The organism is Bradyrhizobium altum (genome assembly GCF_020889705.1).
Taxonomy (GTDB): Bacteria; Pseudomonadota; Alphaproteobacteria; order Rhizobiales; family Xanthobacteraceae; genus Bradyrhizobium; species Bradyrhizobium altum.
In genome coordinates, this window is sequence record NZ_JACMYP010000188.1 from 1 (window position 1) to 17,866 (window position 17,866).

Genomic DNA, 17,866 nt, shown 5'->3' on the forward strand with positions numbered 1-17,866 from the left:
CGCTCGCGCTGATACAGCGCCACCGCGACGGCCGCGAACAGCGAAACGCCCGACGGGTGATCGCCCATGCCGGCGAGCGCCCGCGCCGGCGGCGTGCTGGCGTCGCTTCGCACCATGTCCATCAGGCCTGAACGCGCCCAGTAGGCAGTGACATCGAAGCCCGGCTTTCCGGCCTCGTCGCCCGTTTCGCCATAGCCGGTGAAGGATGCGTAGATCAGCCGATCATTCGCCGCGGCAAGCCGCTCGTAGCTGATCGCGAGCTTCCTGCGGACGGCGAGCGGATAATTGGTGATGAACACATCGGCCGTGGAGGCCAGGCGATGCAGCACCGCCTGGCCCTCGGGCTTCGATAGATCGAGTGCAAGGCCGCGCTTGTTGCGGTTATCGAGCAACCAGCCATAGGGTTGGTCGGATCTCGGCATGCCCGGCAACTTCGGCACCTGACGGAACGCGTCGCCTGCGCCGGGCGGCTCGATCTTGATCACGTCGGCGCCGAAGTCTCCCAACAGTGTCGCGGCGGTTGGCGCGGCGATGAAGCTGCCGCAGTCGATGACCTTCAATCCCTCGAAGATGCTCATGAGCGTCCGTCTCCGCTTGATGCCCGAGGATTACCCCAGGCGCGTCTGGATTCCGAAAGATGGCGACCGCCTGTGTTTGCAAGCGCGCGAGCCGACTATGTGCGATCCCTGCCGTTGCGTGCCGCTAGCACGTGCAACAGCGCCACCTGCGTGTCGTCGCGTTCGCGCTCCATCCGCGGGATCGGCGTCCTGCCGAAAGACGCCGCAGCCTGGTCGATGATCCTGCGCTGTAGCGCATCATCGAGATCGACCTGCGGAATCACCTTGAACGACGCGGCCATGTTCTTGCCGAGGTGCTGGAAGAACGATTCGAGTCCCTTCGGTCCGCCGCCCATGTGGAACGAGCTGAACGGCCCGTTCACGGCCCAGCGCAACCCGATCGAGCTGGTGACGATGTCGTCCAACTCGTCGACCGTCACGACGCCTTCCTGCACGAGATAGCAGGCCTCGCGCATGATCGCGCGCTGTAGCCGGTTGGCGACAAAGCCCTGAATCTCCTTTTTGAGCACCCGCGGCACCTTGCCGAGCGCCTCGTAGAACGCCACGGCGTCGGCGGTCGCCTGCGGATCGGTTTGCTCGCCGGGAACGACCTCGACGAGCGGGATCAGATGCGGCGGGTTGAAGGGATGGCCGACGAGCAGCCGGCTGGCATCCTTCATCTCTCGCGCCTGCTCGGTGGCCGGCCGCGCCGAGCTCGAGGACAACAGCAACGCATGCCTCGGCACCGCTGCCTCGATCCGTGCCCAGAGTTGCTGTTTCCATTCGGGTTTCTCCGGGCCGTTCTCCTGCACGAGGTCGGCGCCGGCGACGGCGCGCGCGAGATCCGGCTCGAAGCGCAGGTTGCGCTCCAACCCCTCATGCGGCAGGCCGAGCTTCAGCAACGTCGGCGCGATCTTGATCAGGGCATCCTTGGTCGCGGCCTCGATGCCGGGCTGCGGATCGTTGATCACGACATTGAGCCCGTGCGCGAGAAACAGCGCCGCCCAGGAGGAGCCGATGATGCCGGCCCCGATGACGCACACATTGCGATAGCGGTTGAGCGCCGCGGCGCGATCTGCGGATGATGGCATGGCTTTCTCCGACGTGTCCGCTCAGCGCGGCTGATCGAGATAGTTGTGGCAGCACTTGGCGCGGGACAGCGTCAAGTCGGTCATGATGTGGCTGCACGCGACGATCTCGCGCACCGGAAAATCGGCCATCGGGGCCAATGCGTGGGCGAACAGCTCCAGCCGGGCCGGGCCGGTCCAGGCGCCCTTGACGGTGATGTCGGTGATCTCGGAGCGCAGCAGCTCGCAGATGCGCGGCTCGCCCGCCGGCTTCGGACTGTCATAGGTCCACAGGATCTTCAGCATGAAGGTCGGTACGCAGATCTCGGCCTTTGCCTTCTCGAGGTCCAGCGCGCGGTGCTTGTAACCCATCGTCGCGGTGGCCACGCGCAGGCTGCCATAATCCATTGTACCGACCAGCGTATCGGAATCGATATAGAGCTTCGGCTTGCCGATCACCTTGGGATAGCCGCTGATTTCGCGGCCGGACGCCAGCGCCGGCAAGCTATCGAGGTACATCGCGTGAAGGTACTCACCCTTTTCGTCGCCAAAGCGCACCTGGACGGCCTGGCCGCATTCGGTGTAGTCGCCGAGACCGGAGGTGTCGGGCATCCGCATGATTTCCCAGCGGACCAGCGGATCGTCGATCTCCAGCGGCTCGGGAACGACGGCGCGCAACGCCTCGATGTCGGTGCGATACAGGATGTTGAGGTATTCGCGGTTGGTGAAGCGAAACGGCCCGCGGGGAAATGCCGGGGCGCCGATTGGCGTCGTCAGCTGCTTGAGAATGTCCTCCCGTCGCATCCGCTCCTCCCTTGATAGCGCTTGCCGTGGTCCGTGCGGGCCTCCGGCTGCGTGCCGGTTGTCGAGCAAGGCATCGCGAGCCTAGCGATCTCGCGAGGCGGAGAAAGGTGCGATTGGACCGCCGACCGGGTGACTTCCGGACGCGGAATGCGGCGCGCGCAGCGCGCGGGTACCCGATCATTGCGTCGCCTACGTGATCGGGCTTACGTTTGGAGCGGTAGATCAATCGTAGAGCGGGAACGCGCGGAATGCGAGGGACATGCGATCGGAATGACTAGGCAAGACTCGCACGCAAGCCAATCGCCGAGCCGAATGCTGCCCAGCTTCGCGCAGCGAATATTCCCGCCGCATTCGATCGCGGCCATCGCGGCCGAGCTTCGCGAGCAGGGTGTTGATCCATCTGAGGTTCTCGATGGCACCGGGCTTGTGATCGGCCAGCTCGAGTCCCATACGACGCGAATATCCTATCGGCAGCTCGACACGGTGATCCGCAATGCGCTGCGGCTGGCAAGGGACCCCGCCATCGCGCTGCGCTCCGGAGCGCGAATGCATGTTACCGCCTATGGCATGTACGGATACGCGCTGCTGAGCAGTGCAACGCATGCGGCGGCCCGCGACTTCGCAGCGCGATACATCCGCGTGGTGGGTCCGTTCTGCGATTTCGGCCTCTCCTGTGATGGTGAGACGGTGGTGGCGACGTTCCAGCCCATGCACTGGCCGAATCCGACCGAGAGTGTGCATCGCTTCGCGGTGGAGTTCGCACTGGCCGCGCATCTGACGACCATTCGCGACCGCTCCGGTCAGGGCTTCGGGTTCTCGCGCGTGCTGCTCGACTATGCACCGCCGCCATCCACAGCGGCGTATCGTGATCTTTTCGGGTGTCCGGTCCTGTTCAATCAGCATCACTGTGGATACGAATACGTACGCAATGACGGCCCGCGGGCGCTGGCAAATCCGCGTACCCACGCCATGGCGCGGGAGATGTGCGAGGAGATCCTCGGCGAGGTGAACCGCGCCGGTGGCGTTGCTGCCGATATCCGCCGGATACTGATCGAGCAGCCGGGCAGTTATCCAAGTATCGAGGCGATTGCCGAGCAGCTCGACATCTATCCCCGCGCGCTGCGGCGCAGGCTCGAGGCGGAGGGAACCTCATATCGCGGCCTGCTTGCGGAGGTGCGCATGCGGCTCGCGATCGAGTATCTGCGCAAGACGCGCATGACCAATGAGGAGATCGCGAGCCGCCTCGGCTACAGCGACGCGGCCAACTTCCGTCACGCCTTTTCGCGCTGGACCGGCAGGAATCCATCCGAGTTCCGGGGCGACGAGGTCTTTAGACCCCGAGATATCCAAGAGGCGCTTCGCCGGCTCTGTCCGTAGTTCACCGGCAAATTGGTTCAATCGAACCTTTTGTGCGGCCGAAGCGCGCTTAAGCTCGGCGCCGTGGTTGCGCTCGCGATCGCGTTCTCCCAACCTGGACCGCCCTCCCTCGGCGGTCTTTCTTTTGGCCGGTCTTGTCCGGAACTCACCCCCAAACGCGACCAATCGAACCTTCCGTTGCCTGGCCCGGCTTACTACCTTCCCGGATTGCGGGACCGGAAACGGGCGCGCAAGGCGGACGAGGAAGCTCGTGTATCACCCGTCACCAAATCTCTTGCAGTGTCTCTATTCGCCGCAACGGATCGCTGCGGTGGTGGACGTCCTGGCCGAGGACGGGATCTCCGCGTCGCGCGCGCTCGGCGGGGCCAATTTGACGAGTGCCGACCTGAGGGATTCGTCGGTGCGTGTCTCCTATCGGCAGGTCGCGACGGTCTTTCGCAATGCGATGCGGCTGTCGCGGGATCCGTCGGTCGCGTTTCGCGCCGGAGAACGAATGCATGTCATGGCTTACGGCATGTATGGCTATGCCATGCTGAGCAGCCGGACCGGAGCCGAAGTCATCGACTTCGCGGCCAAGTATGGTCGCATCCTCGGAACGGTCGCCGACATCGACCTTGCCCGCAAGGACGATACGGTGAGCTGTCTGCTCGAGCCTCTGCTCTCACGCGATCCGGCCGATGACGTCTATCGGTTCGCGCTTGAATTCGCCTTTGCGGCCTATCAGACGCTGAGCCGTGACGTCTATGGCAGCTCGTTCCGTTTCTCGAAGCTGAGCGCCGCCTATGCGCCGCCGCCGCATGCTGGGATCTACGAACGCATCTTCCAGTGTCCGGTCGAGTTCGATCAGTGCAGGAACGCGCTGGAATTCGACGCGGCCTGGATCGACCGTCCGGCGGTCTGCCCCGACGAGATGACCAGGGCGATGGCAGGCCGATTCTATGATCAGCTTTTCGATCATGTCGCGCGGGGCGACGGCCTCGCCGCCGACATCCGGCGACGGCTCGTCGAGCATCCCGGCCGCTTTCCGAGCATCGAGGCAATGGCGGCGGAGCTCATGATTCATCCGCGGACGTTCCGCCGCAGGCTGCAGCTGCAGCGGAAAACCTACCGGCAGATCGTCTCCGAGGTCCGTATGCAGCTCGCCGTCGGCTATCTGCGCAACACGCAAATGACCAATGACGAGATCGCCGCGCGGCTCGACTACAGCGACGCGGCGAACTTCCGCCACGCTTTTGTCCGCTGGACCGGCAAGAGCCCTTCGGACTTTCGCGGTCGCCGGGCATCAAGCATCGCAGCAGGGGCGCAAGATTTATTGGCGGATGTCCCAAACTAACCGGTCAAGCGGGCCAATTGCACCTTTTACGGGTCTGACCTGCCCGATAGCGTTTTGAGACCAAGAGGATGCGCGGTTGCGCGAACGGGTCCGCACGGGGCCGCTCGCGGAGCGAGGCAGCAATCATAAAATGTCGGGTCGTGCGGGACACGCTGCATGATTCGGGAGGGGACATTCTGCATGAATACGGTCGTCGACCGCTCTGCGCCGCCGTCGCAATTGCTGCTCGCGCTCGAGGTGCGTGGGATCTGGGAGCTGCAGGCGTTCTTCGCAAGCTACCCGCTGCTTCGCCGCGCGCCGCGCGGCGACGGACATCCGGTCCTCGTATTGCCGGGGCTCTCCGCCAGCGATATCTCGACGCGACCGTTGCGCGCCTACCTGAAGGCGCAAGGCTACGCGGTACATGGCTGGAAGCTTGGACCCAATCGCGGACCGCGTCCCGGCGTCGAGGCCGCCATGGACGCAAGGCTGGCGGAGCTCGCCGAGCGATACAAGCGCAAGGTCAGCCTGATCGGCTGGAGCCTTGGCGGCGTCTTTGCCCGCGAGATTGCACGGCGCGCACCCGATCTGGTCCGCCAGGTGATCACGCTTGGCAGCCCGTTCGCCAACGAGCCGAAGGCAAGCAATGCGTGGCGTCTCTACGAGATCCTGAGCGAGCGCCAGGTCGACGACTGGCCCGACAGGGACATGATGAAGTTGCCGCCGCCGGTACCGAGCACGGCGATCTACTCACGCACCGACGGCATCGTCTCGTGGTGGGGTTGCCGCGAGCAGCATGCCGACCGGACGCAGAACATCGAGGTCGAAGGCAGTCATTGCGGGCTCGGACACAATCCGGCCGTGCTCTATGCGATCGCGGACCGCCTCGCGCTCGGGGAGGAAGAATGGTCGCCATTCGACCGCAGCGGTCTCCGCGGCATGGTTTACCCCGATCCGGATCGAGCCGATGACAGCGTCGCCTTGTTTCGGCCGCGCTGGCCGGCGGCCTGACGCGTAGTCCAAGGGTCGGCGTTTCGCCGCCGCCAGCCAAGCACCAGAAGGAGGACGTCGATGGGGACCGATGACAGGCAATCCGACGCAGGTGGCACGGGCGCGATGCCGTGGCTCGGGGATCTGAAGAAAATGGCCGAGAAGTTCGCGCTGCCCGGGTTCGATATGGCCGCGTTGGTCGAGTGGCAGCGCAAGGACATGGAAGCGTTGGTGGAGGCGAACCGGCAGGCCTACGAAGGTATCCAGGCGCTGGTCAGCCGGCGCAACGAGATCCTGCAGGAGACGCTCGCGCAGTGGCAGGCGGCGATGAAGGGCTTCGCGAGCGGTGAAGCCATGACGAAGCAGACGGAGACCGCCAGACAGCAGGTCGAGAAGGCGGTCGCGGATTTCCGCGAGCTGTCGCAGCTGGAGGCGCAGGCGCGCAACAACGCCTGGATGGTGATGCAGGAGCGCATGCAGGAGAACCTTACGAACCTTCAGAAGCTGTTGCAGCCGAAGTAGTGCTGCGCGTGTGAGGCGCCAACCATCGGGGGAAAGCCATGAGTCTGGCCAAGTTGCAGGACTTGACGGGTCGCGTCGCGCTCGTCACGGGCGGATCGCGAGGTCTCGGTCTTCAGATCGCCGAGGTGCTGGGCGAACTCGGCGCCAAGGTCGCGATCACCGCGCGCAAGCGAGATGAGCTTGATGCCGCGGCTGCTCACCTCAAAGGGCTTGGCATCGAGGCGCTTCCGGTGGTTTGCGACATGGGCAGGCTGGAGACAATCGCGCCGATGATCGAGCAGGTCGTGGCCGCGCTGGGCCCGGTCGACATCCTCGTCAACAATGCCGGTACTTCGTGGGGTGCCGCCACGATCGAGCATACCCTCGACGGCTGGAACAAGGTGATCAACCTGAATGTAACTGCGATCTTCATCGCCACCCAGGAGGTCGGCCGCCGCTGCATGGTGCCGCGGCGGAGCGGTAAGGTGATCAACATCGCGTCGATCCAGGGCCTTACCGGCTGCTATCCGGAAGGCACGCCGACGCTGGCCTACAACACGAGCAAAGGCGCGGTCGTCAACCTGACCCGCACGCTCGCCAATGAATGGGCGCCGCTCGGCATCAACGTCAACGCGATCGCGCCGGGCTATTTCCCGACCAAGATGACCGCGCAGCTCGACCAGAGCGCGACCGCGCATATGGCGCCGATGAATCGCGAGGGGGCCCCGAAGACCTCAAGGGCGTCGCCGCGCTCCTCGCCTCCGATGCCTGTGCATTCATCACCGGCCAGACCATCGCGGTCGACGGCGGCGTGACCGCCGTCTGATCCGAGAGACCATGGAAGGGAGAGATCTCATGAACGACATGCCCTGGATCCGATCCTATCCCGACGGCGTGCGCTGGGACATCGAGATCGCTGCCGGACCCGTGCAGAAGATATTGGGCGATGCCGTTGCCAAATGGCCGGATCGTCCCGCGATCGATTTCATGGGTAAGCGGATCACTTATGCCGAGCTCGGGCGGCTCACCGATCGCGTGGCCAAGGGCCTGCAGCTCCTCGGCGTGAAGCCGGGCGTTCATGTCGGCCTCTATCTGCCCAACACGCCGCACTACATCATCTCGTTTTTCGGCATCCTCAAGGCAGGCGGCACGGCGGTCAACTACTCGCCACTAGACGCCGCCAAGGTGCTCGAACACAAGATCGAGGACAGCAAGACCGATATCCTGATCACGCTCGACATGGTTTCGCTCTATCCGCAGATGGCGGCGATGCTGGGCAAGACAAGATTGAAGAAGCTGGTGGTCGGCTCGCTTGGCGAGATCACGGCCGATCCCGACACCGTCGTCAACGAGATGAAGGCGGCCAAGCAGCTGAGCGAAGTCGCCTGGGATGATCATCACATCAGCTTCGGCCAGCTGACCCATAATGATGGCGCCTACCGGGCCTATCCGATCGATGATCCGCGCGAGACGATCGCCGTGCTGCAATACACCGGCGGGACGACAGGGTTGCCGAAGGGGGCGATGCTCACCCACGCCAACCTGACCAGCGCGTGCCAGCAGTACCGGGCGACCACGGCCGGCTCGCCGCCGGTGCTGGTCGATGGGCAAGAGCGCTTCCTGGCCGTCTTGCCACCGTTCCACATCTACGCGCTTTCCGTGAACGTACTGTTCGGCGTCTTGATGGGCGCGGAGATCATCCAGCACGTCCGTTTCGATCCGAAAGCCGCGCTCGAGGAAATCTCGACGAAGTCGGTCAGTGTCTTCTGCGGGGTGCCGACCATGTTCACCGCGCTGATCAACCATCCGGAGACGCCGAAGCACAGCCTGCGCGCGTTGAAATACTGCGGATCCGGCGGCGCGCCGTTGCCGCTCGAGGTCGCGCGGCAATTCGCCTCGATCACCGGCTGCAATTTGAGTGAAGGCTGGGCATGACCGAGACCTCGCCGAGCGGCACCTACACGCCGGCGCAGCATGGGGCCATGCGCAAGGCCGGCTCCTGCGGCATGCCGATGCCCGGCATCGTCATCAAGTTCCTCAATGTCGACGATGGCAGCGGATACGTCCCGCTCGGCGAGCGCGGCGAGATCTGCATCAAGGGCCCGAATGTCATGAAGGGCTACTGGAATAAGCCGGACGCCACGGCCGAAGTGACGACCGCAGACGGCTACCTGCGCACGGGCGACGTCGGCTACATGGATGAGGATGGCTTCATCTTCATCGTGGACCGCACCAAGGACATGCTTCTGTGCAGCGGATTCAACGTGTATCCGCGCGTCCTCGAAGAGGCGATCTACAAGTATCCGGCGGTCGAGGAGGTCGCCGTGATCGGCATCCGCGACGAGTATCGCGGCCAGTCGCCGAAGGCGTTCATCAAGCTGAAGGCGGATGCCAAGCCGTTCAAGCTCGAAGAGCTGCAGGCGTTTCTGAAGGACAAGCTCGGCAAGCACGAGATGGTGCAGGCGCTCGAGATCCGCGCCGAACTGCCGAAGACCGCGGTCGGGAAGCTTTCGAAGAAGGAGCTGTACGACGAGGAAGAGCGCGCCGCCCGGACGCAGGCCTGAGAGCGCCTGCGTGAATCGGGATCGGTAGCGGCGGAGAGGTGTCAGGCCCGACCGCAATGCAATGACCGTGACGCGCGAGATATCGGCATACGGTCATCAAGACGGCGATCGCCGCCACAACGTCATGGGAGGGAAGAATGGATCAACTCAGCAGCATGGATGCATCGTTCCTGCATCTCGAAACGCCGGAGACGCCGATGCATGTCGGCAGCCTCATGATCTTCGATCTCCCAGAGGGCTATCAGGGCGATTACTACGAGGATGTCAAGGAGATGCTCGGCAAGCGTCTCCATCTCTCGGCATTGCTGAATCGCAAACTGGCGCAGATGCCCTTCCAGCTGGCGGAACCGGTCTGGATCGAGGACGATGATATCGAGCTCGATTATCATGTGCGGACCGTCACCTTGCGGCGGCCAGGCACCATGGCGCAGCTCGAGCAACTGGTTGCGCGATTGCACGCCTCGCTGCTCGACCGTAGCCGTCCGCTGTGGGAGATGTATGTCATCGATGGCCTCGAGAACGGCCAGGTCGCGTTCTACACCAAGGCGCATCACAGCGGCGTCGACGGCAAGGCCGGAGTCGAACTCGCCAAGGTGCTCTATGATGTCTCGCCCAAGATGCGCGAGGTGCCGCCGCCACGGCGCAAGCGCGCCGCCGTGCAATACCAACTCGGCGTGACCGAGCTCTTGCAGGCGGCGGCCAACAACGCGGCCCAGCAATATCGCAAGCTCGCGGAGCTCCTGCCGACGGCGGCCAAGGCGCTCGGCACGGCCGCGAGCGTGGTGGCCAGCCAGCGGTCGCAGAAGGGGGAGCGCTCGCTCAGCCTCGGGTTGGCCCCGAAGACGGTGTTCAACGACTCCATCACCAATCAGCGCTCCTACAGCACGATGTCGTTGCCGCTTGCCGACATCAAGGTCCTGGGCAAGCGTGTCGGCGGCACCGTCAACACCATCGTCATGGCGATGTGCAGCATCGCGCTGCAACGCTTCCTCGCCGAGCGCGGCCTGCTGCCCAAGGAGGCCCTGATCGCGATGGTGCCGGTTAGCCTGCGTGCCGAAGGCGACAAGGCGATGAACAACCAGGTTTCGGCGGTGCGCGTCGACCTGGCGACCGATATCGATGACCTGCCGACCCGCTTCAAGGCGATCCATGCGTCATCCGAGGCGGCCAAGGCGGTGGTGCGCGAACTCAAGCCGGTGCTCGGTGTCGATGTGCCGATCACGGGTTCGCCGTGGCTGATGACCGGGCTCGCCTCACTGCTTGGGCGCTCCAACCTCGCCAGCCGCATGCCGGCAGCGGGCAATGTGCTGATCTCCAATGTGCCGGGACCGGGGCAGAATCTCTACATGGCCGGCGCACGGATGGTGCATTATTTCCCGGTCTCGATCCCCTATCACGGCAGCGCGCTGAACATCACGGTGCACAGCTATGCGGGCCTGCTTGAGTTCGGTCTGACCGCATGCCGGCGTGTCCTCACGCAGGACGAGTCCTACGAGATGATCGAGCATCTCCGGGCGGCCTTGCGCGCGATCGAAGCCTTGCCGCCGGTCGAGGCCGAGATCGTCGAGCTGACGACGCAGGCTGCGGCTCAATCGAAGGCGGCCGCGGCGTCGGTGACGGTGATCCAGGCAGACGAGGTGCCGCCGGCTGCCGCAAACGACAAGGCGAGCCGGGCCAGCTAGGCGCCCGGGCCTTCAACGCTTCACATCGCCGGAACTGGGGACGCCAACGCGGTCTCTCGCTCGGCGTCGGAATCAAAAGAACATTGGAGGACACCAGGATGCACCCACCCGCCGCAAAGGGATCTCTGTCGGCATTGGAAAGCCCGGCGCACAAATCCCTGTTCTCGAAGATCGATTGGCGCCTGATCCCGCTTTTGTTGATCGCCTATATGATCGCCTATCTCGACCGCATCAATATCGGCTACGCACAGCTGCAGATGAAGCAGACGCTGCCGTTTGACGATGCGGTCTACGGTCTCGGCGCAGGCATCTTCTTCGTCGGATATTTCCTCTTCGAGGTGCCGAGCAACCTGCTCCTGGAGCGGATCGGCGCGCGCAAGACCCTGCTGCGCATCATGGTGCTATGGGGGCTCGCGGCAGCCGCCATGATGTTCGTGTCGACACCGTTCCAGTTCTATCTCGTCCGGTTCCTGCTCGGTGTGTTCGAGGCCGGCTTCTTTCCCGGCGTGATCCTGTACTTCACCTATTGGTATCCGTCGGCGCGGCGCGGACAGGTGATCGCCACCTTCATGTCGGCGACGACGATCGTGTCTGTGATCGCCGGCCCGCTGTGCGGCTCGATCCTGAAATACCTCGACGGTGCCGGCGGCCTTCACGGCTGGCAATGGTTGTTCCTCGTCCAGGGTCTGCCGGCGTTGATTCTTGGCATCCTGGTTTACGCCTTGCTCGAGGACAAGCCCGCGCAGGCCGCGTGGCTCTCGAAGGACGAGAAAGCCCTGCTCGAAGACACCTTCCAGCACGATGAGAAGGACATCGAGAGCGAGCCCTCGGGAACGTTCGGGCAGATGCTGAAGGACCCCAAGGTCTACGTGCTGTCGTTCGTCTATCTGCTCCTGCTCGGCGCGACCTACACGATGGTGTTCTGGATGCCGACCCTGATCCAGAGTTGGGGTGTCAAGGATCTGTTCCTTGTCGGCGTCTATGCCGCGATCCCGAATGCCGCCGGCGTCATTGGCATGATCCTGATCGGCCGTCACTCCGACAAGTGGCACGAGCGTCGCTGGCACTACGCCGCCTGCGTCGCGATCGCCGCGTTCGGCCTGTTCATCACCACGCTGCTGCAAGGCAACCTCGTCGGATCAATCCTTGCGTTGTCCTTTGCGGTGATCGGAATTGCGTCGGCGACGCCGCTGTTCTTCGCGCTGACCAGCGAATATCTTTCGACCGGCGCCGCCGCCGGAGGGCTTGCGCTGATCAGCAGTCTCGGCAACCTCGGTCCGGCGATCAGCCCTTCGATCAATGGACTGATCGTGCGAGGCACCGGCGACAACATCTACAGCATGTACTTCGTGATGGCGCTCTACGTGTTGTCGGGATTGCTGTTGCTGCTGTCGATGCGGCCTGCTCCCAGTGCACGGCTGGCGATGGCGTGAGGACAATTCGGGCGGCCCGGCTCCCACGGAGCCGGGTTGCTCGACGCTCCGTCGGAAAGCTGCCGGTGATCAAGCGAATATCGGGATACATACGATGAGGATCGTTCTGCTGGGGCCGCCCGGTGCGGGCAAGGGAACGCAGGCGAGGCGCCTGGTCGAGGAGTACGACATACCGCACCTTTCGACGGGCGACATGCTGCGTGCTGCGGTCGACGCGGACACCGGCATCGGACGGAAGGTCAAGGATATCATGGTGAGTGGTGGGCTCGTTCCGGATCAGCTCGTGATCGCCGCGGTGATCGAACGCATCTCGCAAGCGGATGCACGCGTGGCTTTGTGCTCGACGGCTTCCCGCGAACGATGGCACAGGCGGTCAGATTCGACGATCTGCTCGATACCGAAGGCCTTGCGATCGACCACGTCGTTGAGCTCCGGGCCGACGAGACGGTGTTGCTGGACCGGATTGAGGCGCGGGCCCGCGAAGCGCGAGAGCAGGGCGGCGCGGTGCGCGCCGACGACAATCACGAAACGCTCAAGCTGCGCATCGACGCCTACAACGAGCAGACCGCGCCGCTGGTCGACTACTATCGATCGCGGAACATCCTCAGAACCGTCGACGGACTGCAGCCGGTCGAGGCCGTCGCCCTCGACGTCGTCAGGGCGATCGGCCAAGATCGTTCGGTGATGTGATGCCGGCGACGCAAAATCGCGATCCGCAAGCCTGGCTGTCGGGCCATGTCGACCGGATCGAGGTGCTGGAGCCGTTGCGCAAGTCGCTTGGCGAGGTGAAGGAAACAGCCGATCAATTCGAGCAGGCCCAGGCGTTGCTGCGGGCGATTGAACGGTTCTCCCGCACATATGCTGCCGACCGGAAGTGCGCCGGCACGCCTGCCGAACTGGCGCGGCGCGACGAACATCGTCTGGCGCGGCGGCGGCTTGTTGCACGCGCCGTCCGTGGATTGCGCAGAACCGTTCTGGCAGCGAAGGGAGGCGCCGCATGTCGGTGAGCGGAAATGAGGGGCAATGCGCGCTGGTGACCGGCGCATCGGGCGGCATTGGGCTCGAGCTCGCGCGCGGGCTCGCGGCCAATCGCTTCAGCCTCGTGCTGCTGGCGCGCAGCCGCGGCAGACTGCAGGAGCTCGCCCGCGAGCTCAAGGCCGATCATGGCATCAAGGTGACCATCGTTGCCGCCGATCTGAGCGAGCCGTCGGCGCCGCAGGCGGTGTACGATTCGCTGAAGGACGCTGGCGTGCGGATCGACCTGCTAGTGAACAATGCCGGCCTTCTGCTCGAAGGACGCGTCAGCGCAATCGGCCTCGATGACCAGTTGCGGCTGCTGCAGGTCAATGTCGTAGCCATGACGGCATTGACGCGTCTCTTCCTCGCGCCGATGCTCGAACGCAACAGTGGACGGATCCTGAACGTTGCGTCAGTCGCGGCGTTCATGCCGGTGCCAAACCTTGCGGTCTATGCCGCGTCGAAGGCCTATGTGCTGTCGTTCGGCGAGGCATTGTCCCAGGAATTGAGCGGCAGCAAGATCACGCTGACGACGTTATGTCCCGGCGTGACGGATACCGGAATGGTCCATGGCACCAATCTGGAAAATATGCCAAGCATGATGATCATGGATGCGAAGACCGTCGCGCAGGAGGGCTACCGCGCCTGCATGGCGGGAAAGCCGGTACATGTCGCAGGACTTGCCAACGAGCTGGCGGTCCAATGGATCAAGTACCAGCCGAGTTGGCTGTTGCGGGCCATCGGCGGGGTGTTCGGAAAGGCCGCGCCGCCGAACTGACGTCTCGTGCTCGCCGGGCGATGCACAGTTGCAAGGGCTGTTCTTGACCATCAACAACGGGACGTTACTCATGGGACGTGACGAGCAGACCGTCGAACCACCCTCGCTCGCGCTGCTTGCCGCGGAAGGGCGCGGCTTTCTCGACATCCCTGCGCTTCTTGCCGTGGCGGCGCCGCTTCTGGCGACCGCGCCGCGGGGGCAGCGGCATCCGGTCATGGTTCTGCCCGGGTTGGGCGCCGATGACCGGTCGACGTTGGCGATACGCTCGTTCCTCGAATTCCTCGGTTATCAGGTTCATGGATGGGGCCGCGGCCGCAATGTGCGCGCGCCGGACGCGGACCTCTCCGCCGTGGCGGCGCGGGTCATCGAACTCGAAAAGCAGGGCGGCTCGAAGGTCAGTCTGGTCGGCTGGAGCCGTGGCGGCATCATCGCGCGCGAGGTTGCGCGGCAGATCCCCGCGGCGGTGCGGATGGTCATCACGCTCGGCAGTCCGTTCGCGGCTCCGGGTGCGAGCAATGTCCGCGCGATCTGGCGGCTTCTGACCGGCCAGAAATACGAGCCGCCGACCGCCGAGCGGATCAGTCGCCTCGCGCAACCGATTCCCGTGCCGACAACATCGATCTATACCCGGACCGATGGCGTGGTGGCGTGGCGCGCCTGCCTGGAGCAGGAGGGTGGGGAGCGCGAAAACGTCGAAGTGAACACGACGCATATCGGGCTTGGCTTTCACGCGCCGGCGCTGTGGGTGATTGCCGATCGCCTCGCCCAGCCAACGGGCAGCTGGAAGCCGTTTCGACCGCCTCCGCAGGTCGCGATCTGGTTTCCGGCAACGACGCGTCGCGATTGAGGTCGCAAAGGCGCGGCCTGCCTCAGTCTACCGCGCACTGCTTCCCGGTGATCGCATCTCGCCGACCATCATCCGCAGCAGCTGCATCGCGGCGGGCGGCAACGTACGTCCCTGACGCGACACCACATGGGTGCGGCCACGATGCAGCAGCGCGTTCTGCATCGGCAGCGCCACCACCTTGGCGGCATCGGCCTCCGTCATCGCAAGGCGCGATGCCAGCGCATAGCCAAGTCCGGCGGTCACGTAATGGGCGAGCGCACCGAACGAGGCGGTCGTAAACGCGAAATTGAGGCGGACGCCTTCGCTGATCTCAGCGGCCTGGACATGCTGGCGCAGACCGAAATTCGGATGCATTGCGGCTCCCGGATAGGGTGCGAGGTCGGCGAGCTTGAGCGGTCGACCGAGCTGGGTCAGCGGATGCCCGCGCGGCACCACGGCCCTGATCGGATGCGGCTGCGAATGATGCGAGCGCAGTCGATCGTCGCGAGGCGGATTGAACAGGACACCGATATGCGCGCGTTCTCCGACGATTTGCTGGACGATCTCGTCGGTGCTCCCGATGTCGAGGCTGATCGTGATCTTCGGGTGGGTTTGCATGAAGCGGCACAGGCAGCTCTTGGCCAGCCAGTCGACATAACCTTCGCCCGTCACCAGATCGATATGACCCGACTCGACCTTGCGGATGCTGTCCATCTGCGCGAGCAGCGCCTGTCGTTCGCCCTGCTGGCGGTGCAGGTAGGCGGCCAGCAGCTGGCCGGCGTCGGTCGGCGCTACGCCGCGGCCGCGCCGTTCGAGCAGGCGCGCGCCATACTCCTTCTCGAGCAGGCCGAGTGCCCGGCTGACCGCCGAGGCATCCATGCCAAGCGCACCGGCGGCGCCGCGCACGGAGCCGCTATTGAGCACCTCCATGAAATAGTGCAGTCGACGCGGCTCCAGCTTGGCGCTCATCGGCATGGTCCTGATCGTTGCAAGCAGTGCAACGAATATTCAATCGTGCGGCCACTTATGCAAGTACGTTGGGGTGGGGTCGCGATATCGGCCAGGCATCGGGAGTTGGGTTCGCGATGCGGTCGCGCATCAGCTTGCGCCGAAGCTCCAGCTTGTCGGATGGACGCGTTCTCTTCACGCGAACCAGTGTCCGCTTCGCTCGAAACCGCTGTGGTCGGTCTACAAGATTGTATCCTGCATCATTGCCTTGAGCATCTCGGCGAGAACACTCGCAATGGCGCTGGTGCCACGCTCGTGGCCGATCAGCATCAGCGCCTGGGCATCATTGGTGAGTTCGCGAACCGGAACGTAAGCGAGCCGGCCCGCCCGGCGTTCAAACTCGATGTCGAACGGAGTGAGGAACGTGATGCCGTTGTCCAGGATTGCGGCGTGCCTCATGATCTCGATGGAATTTGTCTCGATGATCGGCCGGAGATCCAGCGCGGCCCTGGTGAAAGCGGCGTCGAGGTAGGGTCGTATCGCGCTACTGGTGTCGGCAATGATAATCGGATAGTCGACACAGTCGTTGAGACGAATACTGGCGCGTTTCGCCAATGGATGGTCCGGGGCCATCACCCCGCCGAGCTTGGCAACCGCGCGCGCGAGCAACTTCAGGTTCGCATCTTTGGCGAAATCGAAGCCGATCCCGAGATCGGCCTCTCCGTTTGCGACCGCCGATTGGATCTCTGTCCCGGTATTGAAGAGCGTCAAGTTCAGCTTGACGCGGGGGTTGGCGAGGCGGAATTCCTTCACCGTGCCCGGTACGAGGTTGGAGGCGAGCCCGCTCATCATCGCGACCGTAATCTCGCCGCGGCGCAGTCCCTTGAGTTCCTCGATCTTTGCCTGAGCCCGCGTCAACTCCTTCAGCGTCTGCCGGATGTGCCCGATCAGGACTTCGCCCGCGGCGGTCAGGATCAGCTTCTTCGGCAGGCGCTGGAAGATCGGAGTACCTAGTTGCGTTTCGAGGGCGAGGATCTGGCGACTGATGGCGGAGGCTGCGACGTTGAGGTGGTTTGCCGCCTTACGGATCGACCCGGTCCGCGCGACCTCGTCGATGTAGCTCAGGAGGCGGCTGTGCAGCATGGTTACCGATCCGAAAGACGCTACGGCGACCATGGCGCGGCGTTGCCCAAAAGGCAACAGGGTTGCCGAATCTAAGCGCTTTGAAGCGATGGATGCACGTGCAAAATCCTCCGTCGGTGGCCCACGCATGTGCGTGGCCGGCCAACGGCTTGGGTCTTGCAATGGCAGTCAAATCTCGCTGGTGGTGGGATCTCTCGACACGTGACTTTGCCGAACTCGATGGCGAACGAGCGGTCGCGATCCTTCCGGTCGGCGCCGTCGAGCAGCATGGACCGCATCTGCCGGTCAAGGTCGATGCGGCGATCGGATGGGGGATAGTGACCCGCGCGGTCGAGTTGATGCGCCCCGATTGTCCCGCGCTTGTGCTTCCGCCGTTGCCGTACGGCAAGTCCGACGAGCACCTGGCGTTTCCGGGCACGCTGACGCTCTCGTATGAAACGCTTGGGAAAGTGTGGTCCGAGATCGGAGAGTCGGTGTACCGCGCCGGGATCCGCAAGATCCTGTTCCTGAACTCGCATGGCGGTCAGCCGCAGCTGCTCGAGATCGTTTGCCGCGACCTTCGCGTCCGCTTCGGTATGTTCGCGGCGACGGCGATGTGGCCGCAACTGATCGACATGACCGATCTGTTCGACGCGGACGAGATCCGTCACGGGATTCACGGCGGCCAGATCGAGACCAGTGTGATGTTGCATTTGGCGCCGGACTCCGTGGTGATGAGCCGGGCCGAAAACTTCGAGCCCGCGACGACACGGATCGCGCGCGATTTCGAGATGCTGGGGCTCGAAGGCGTCGTCAAATTCGGCTGGCAGACCCAGGATCTTCACCCCAAGGGTGCCTGCGGCGACGCCAGCAGGGCTACCGCCGAGC

At 64.1% G+C, this 17,866-nt stretch carries 16 protein-coding genes and 3 pseudogenes; 14 read left to right on the top strand and 5 right to left on the bottom strand.

From position 1 onward, the window contains the following. The 3 genes from H8B02_RS33380 to H8B02_RS33390 form a co-directional block, all read right to left on the bottom strand. On the bottom strand, nucleotides 1-578 hold a 578-nt coding region (locus H8B02_RS33380), incomplete at its 3' end, for a CoA transferase (protein WP_229170130.1). Nucleotides 579-673: 95 nt separating this feature from the next. Continuing rightward, nucleotides 674-1,648, bottom strand: coding sequence for a 3-hydroxyacyl-CoA dehydrogenase NAD-binding domain-containing protein (locus H8B02_RS33385; RefSeq protein ID WP_229170131.1), 975 nt, complete (start codon nucleotides 1,646-1,648; stop codon nucleotides 674-676). 21 nt (nucleotides 1,649-1,669) lie between these two features. Beyond that, nucleotides 1,670-2,428, bottom strand: coding sequence for an acetoacetate decarboxylase (locus tag H8B02_RS33390; protein WP_229170132.1), 759 nt, complete (start codon nucleotides 2,426-2,428; stop codon nucleotides 1,670-1,672). Between the two features lie 312 nt (nucleotides 2,429-2,740). On the opposite strand from H8B02_RS33390, the gene H8B02_RS33395 reads away from it, so the two are divergent. The 13 genes and pseudogenes from H8B02_RS33395 (at nucleotide 2,741) to H8B02_RS33455 (ending at nucleotide 14,929) form a co-directional block, all read left to right on the top strand. Then, nucleotides 2,741-3,805: an AraC family transcriptional regulator gene (locus H8B02_RS33395; RefSeq protein WP_229170133.1), complete on the top strand. Its 1,065-nt coding sequence runs from the start codon at nucleotides 2,741-2,743 to the stop codon at nucleotides 3,803-3,805. A 250-nt stretch (nucleotides 3,806-4,055) separates the two neighbouring features. After that, the gene (locus H8B02_RS33400) at nucleotides 4,056-5,138 is read left to right on the top strand and encodes an AraC family transcriptional regulator (protein WP_229170134.1); all 1,083 of its coding nucleotides are present in this window, start codon (nucleotides 4,056-4,058) and stop codon (nucleotides 5,136-5,138) included. 180 nt (nucleotides 5,139-5,318) lie between these two features. Continuing rightward, nucleotides 5,319-6,128, top strand: coding sequence for an esterase/lipase family protein (locus H8B02_RS33405; RefSeq protein WP_092122169.1), 810 nt, complete (start codon nucleotides 5,319-5,321; stop codon nucleotides 6,126-6,128). 60 nt (nucleotides 6,129-6,188) lie between these two features. Continuing rightward, nucleotides 6,189-6,629 carry a phasin family protein gene (gene phaP / locus H8B02_RS33410; protein ID WP_229170135.1) on the top strand — a complete coding sequence of 147 codons (441 nt, stop codon included), beginning with the start codon at nucleotides 6,189-6,191 and terminating at the stop codon, nucleotides 6,627-6,629. Between the two features lie 38 nt (nucleotides 6,630-6,667). Beyond that, a pseudogene (locus tag H8B02_RS33415) lies at nucleotides 6,668-7,434 on the top strand (SDR family oxidoreductase). A 161-nt stretch (nucleotides 7,435-7,595) separates the two neighbouring features. Continuing rightward, nucleotides 7,596-8,674: pseudogene (locus H8B02_RS33420) on the top strand (AMP-binding protein); the annotation flags it as partial. A gap of 174 nt (nucleotides 8,675-8,848) precedes the next feature. Next, the gene (locus tag H8B02_RS33425) at nucleotides 8,849-9,172 is read left to right on the top strand and encodes an AMP-binding enzyme (RefSeq protein WP_229170143.1); all 324 of its coding nucleotides are present in this window, start codon (nucleotides 8,849-8,851) and stop codon (nucleotides 9,170-9,172) included. Between the two features lie 137 nt (nucleotides 9,173-9,309). Further along, a complete protein-coding gene (locus tag H8B02_RS33430) occupies nucleotides 9,310-10,854 on the top strand; it encodes a WS/DGAT/MGAT family O-acyltransferase (RefSeq protein WP_229170136.1) in 1,545 nt (514 codons plus the stop codon). 98 nt (nucleotides 10,855-10,952) lie between these two features. Beyond that, nucleotides 10,953-12,287, top strand: a complete 1,335-nt coding sequence (locus H8B02_RS33435) for an MFS transporter (RefSeq protein WP_229170137.1) — start codon at nucleotides 10,953-10,955, stop codon at nucleotides 12,285-12,287. 94 nt (nucleotides 12,288-12,381) lie between these two features. After that, a pseudogene (locus H8B02_RS33440) lies at nucleotides 12,382-12,977 on the top strand (adenylate kinase). Continuing rightward, complete coding sequence (locus tag H8B02_RS33445; protein WP_229170138.1) at nucleotides 12,977-13,294, top strand: hypothetical protein; 318 nt, start codon at nucleotides 12,977-12,979, stop codon at nucleotides 13,292-13,294. The pseudogene H8B02_RS33440 and the gene H8B02_RS33445 overlap by 1 nt, the downstream one beginning before the upstream one ends. Continuing rightward, nucleotides 13,285-14,082: an SDR family NAD(P)-dependent oxidoreductase gene (locus H8B02_RS33450; RefSeq protein ID WP_229170139.1), complete on the top strand. Its 798-nt coding sequence runs from the start codon at nucleotides 13,285-13,287 to the stop codon at nucleotides 14,080-14,082. Before H8B02_RS33445 ends, H8B02_RS33450 begins: the two co-directional genes overlap by 10 nt. Before the next feature lie 70 nt (nucleotides 14,083-14,152). Continuing rightward, nucleotides 14,153-14,929 carry an esterase/lipase family protein gene (locus tag H8B02_RS33455; protein WP_229170140.1) on the top strand — a complete coding sequence of 259 codons (777 nt, stop codon included), beginning with the start codon at nucleotides 14,153-14,155 and terminating at the stop codon, nucleotides 14,927-14,929. 27 nt (nucleotides 14,930-14,956) lie between these two features. On the opposite strand, the gene H8B02_RS33460 is transcribed toward H8B02_RS33455, so the two are convergent. Both H8B02_RS33460 and H8B02_RS33465 read right to left on the bottom strand, forming a co-directional pair. Next, nucleotides 14,957-15,877, bottom strand: coding sequence for a LysR family transcriptional regulator (locus tag H8B02_RS33460; protein ID WP_229170141.1), 921 nt, complete (start codon nucleotides 15,875-15,877; stop codon nucleotides 14,957-14,959). Between the two features lie 219 nt (nucleotides 15,878-16,096). Continuing rightward, on the bottom strand, nucleotides 16,097-16,999 hold the full coding sequence (locus H8B02_RS33465; RefSeq protein WP_092122198.1) for a LysR family transcriptional regulator: 903 nt from the start codon (nucleotides 16,997-16,999) through the stop codon (nucleotides 16,097-16,099). Between the two features lie 161 nt (nucleotides 17,000-17,160). On the opposite strand from H8B02_RS33465, the gene H8B02_RS33470 reads away from it, so the two are divergent. Beyond that, the coding region (locus tag H8B02_RS33470) for a creatininase family protein (protein WP_229170142.1) at nucleotides 17,161-17,866 on the top strand (706 nt) is incomplete at its 3' end.

Coding starts and splice junctions, on each gene's coding strand:
- H8B02_RS33385 (WP_229170131.1), bottom strand. CDS start 1,648: ATGCCATCATCCGCAGATCGCGCCGCGGCGCTCAACCGCTATCGCAAT.
- H8B02_RS33390 (WP_229170132.1), bottom strand. CDS start 2,428: ATGCGACGGGAGGACATTCTCAAGCAGCTGACGACGCCAATCGGCGCC.
- H8B02_RS33395 (WP_229170133.1), top strand. CDS start 2,741: ATGCTGCCCAGCTTCGCGCAGCGAATATTCCCGCCGCATTCGATCGCG.
- H8B02_RS33405 (WP_092122169.1), top strand. CDS start 5,319: ATGAATACGGTCGTCGACCGCTCTGCGCCGCCGTCGCAATTGCTGCTC.
- phaP (WP_229170135.1), top strand. CDS start 6,189: ATGGGGACCGATGACAGGCAATCCGACGCAGGTGGCACGGGCGCGATG.
- H8B02_RS33425 (WP_229170143.1), top strand. CDS start 8,849: ATGCTTCTGTGCAGCGGATTCAACGTGTATCCGCGCGTCCTCGAAGAG.
- H8B02_RS33430 (WP_229170136.1), top strand. CDS start 9,310: ATGGATCAACTCAGCAGCATGGATGCATCGTTCCTGCATCTCGAAACG.
- H8B02_RS33435 (WP_229170137.1), top strand. CDS start 10,953: ATGCACCCACCCGCCGCAAAGGGATCTCTGTCGGCATTGGAAAGCCCG.
- H8B02_RS33445 (WP_229170138.1), top strand. CDS start 12,977: ATGCCGGCGACGCAAAATCGCGATCCGCAAGCCTGGCTGTCGGGCCAT.
- H8B02_RS33450 (WP_229170139.1), top strand. CDS start 13,285: ATGTCGGTGAGCGGAAATGAGGGGCAATGCGCGCTGGTGACCGGCGCA.
- H8B02_RS33455 (WP_229170140.1), top strand. CDS start 14,153: ATGGGACGTGACGAGCAGACCGTCGAACCACCCTCGCTCGCGCTGCTT.
- H8B02_RS33460 (WP_229170141.1), bottom strand. CDS start 15,877: ATGAGCGCCAAGCTGGAGCCGCGTCGACTGCACTATTTCATGGAGGTG.
- H8B02_RS33465 (WP_092122198.1), bottom strand. CDS start 16,999: ATGCTGCACAGCCGCCTCCTGAGCTACATCGACGAGGTCGCGCGGACC.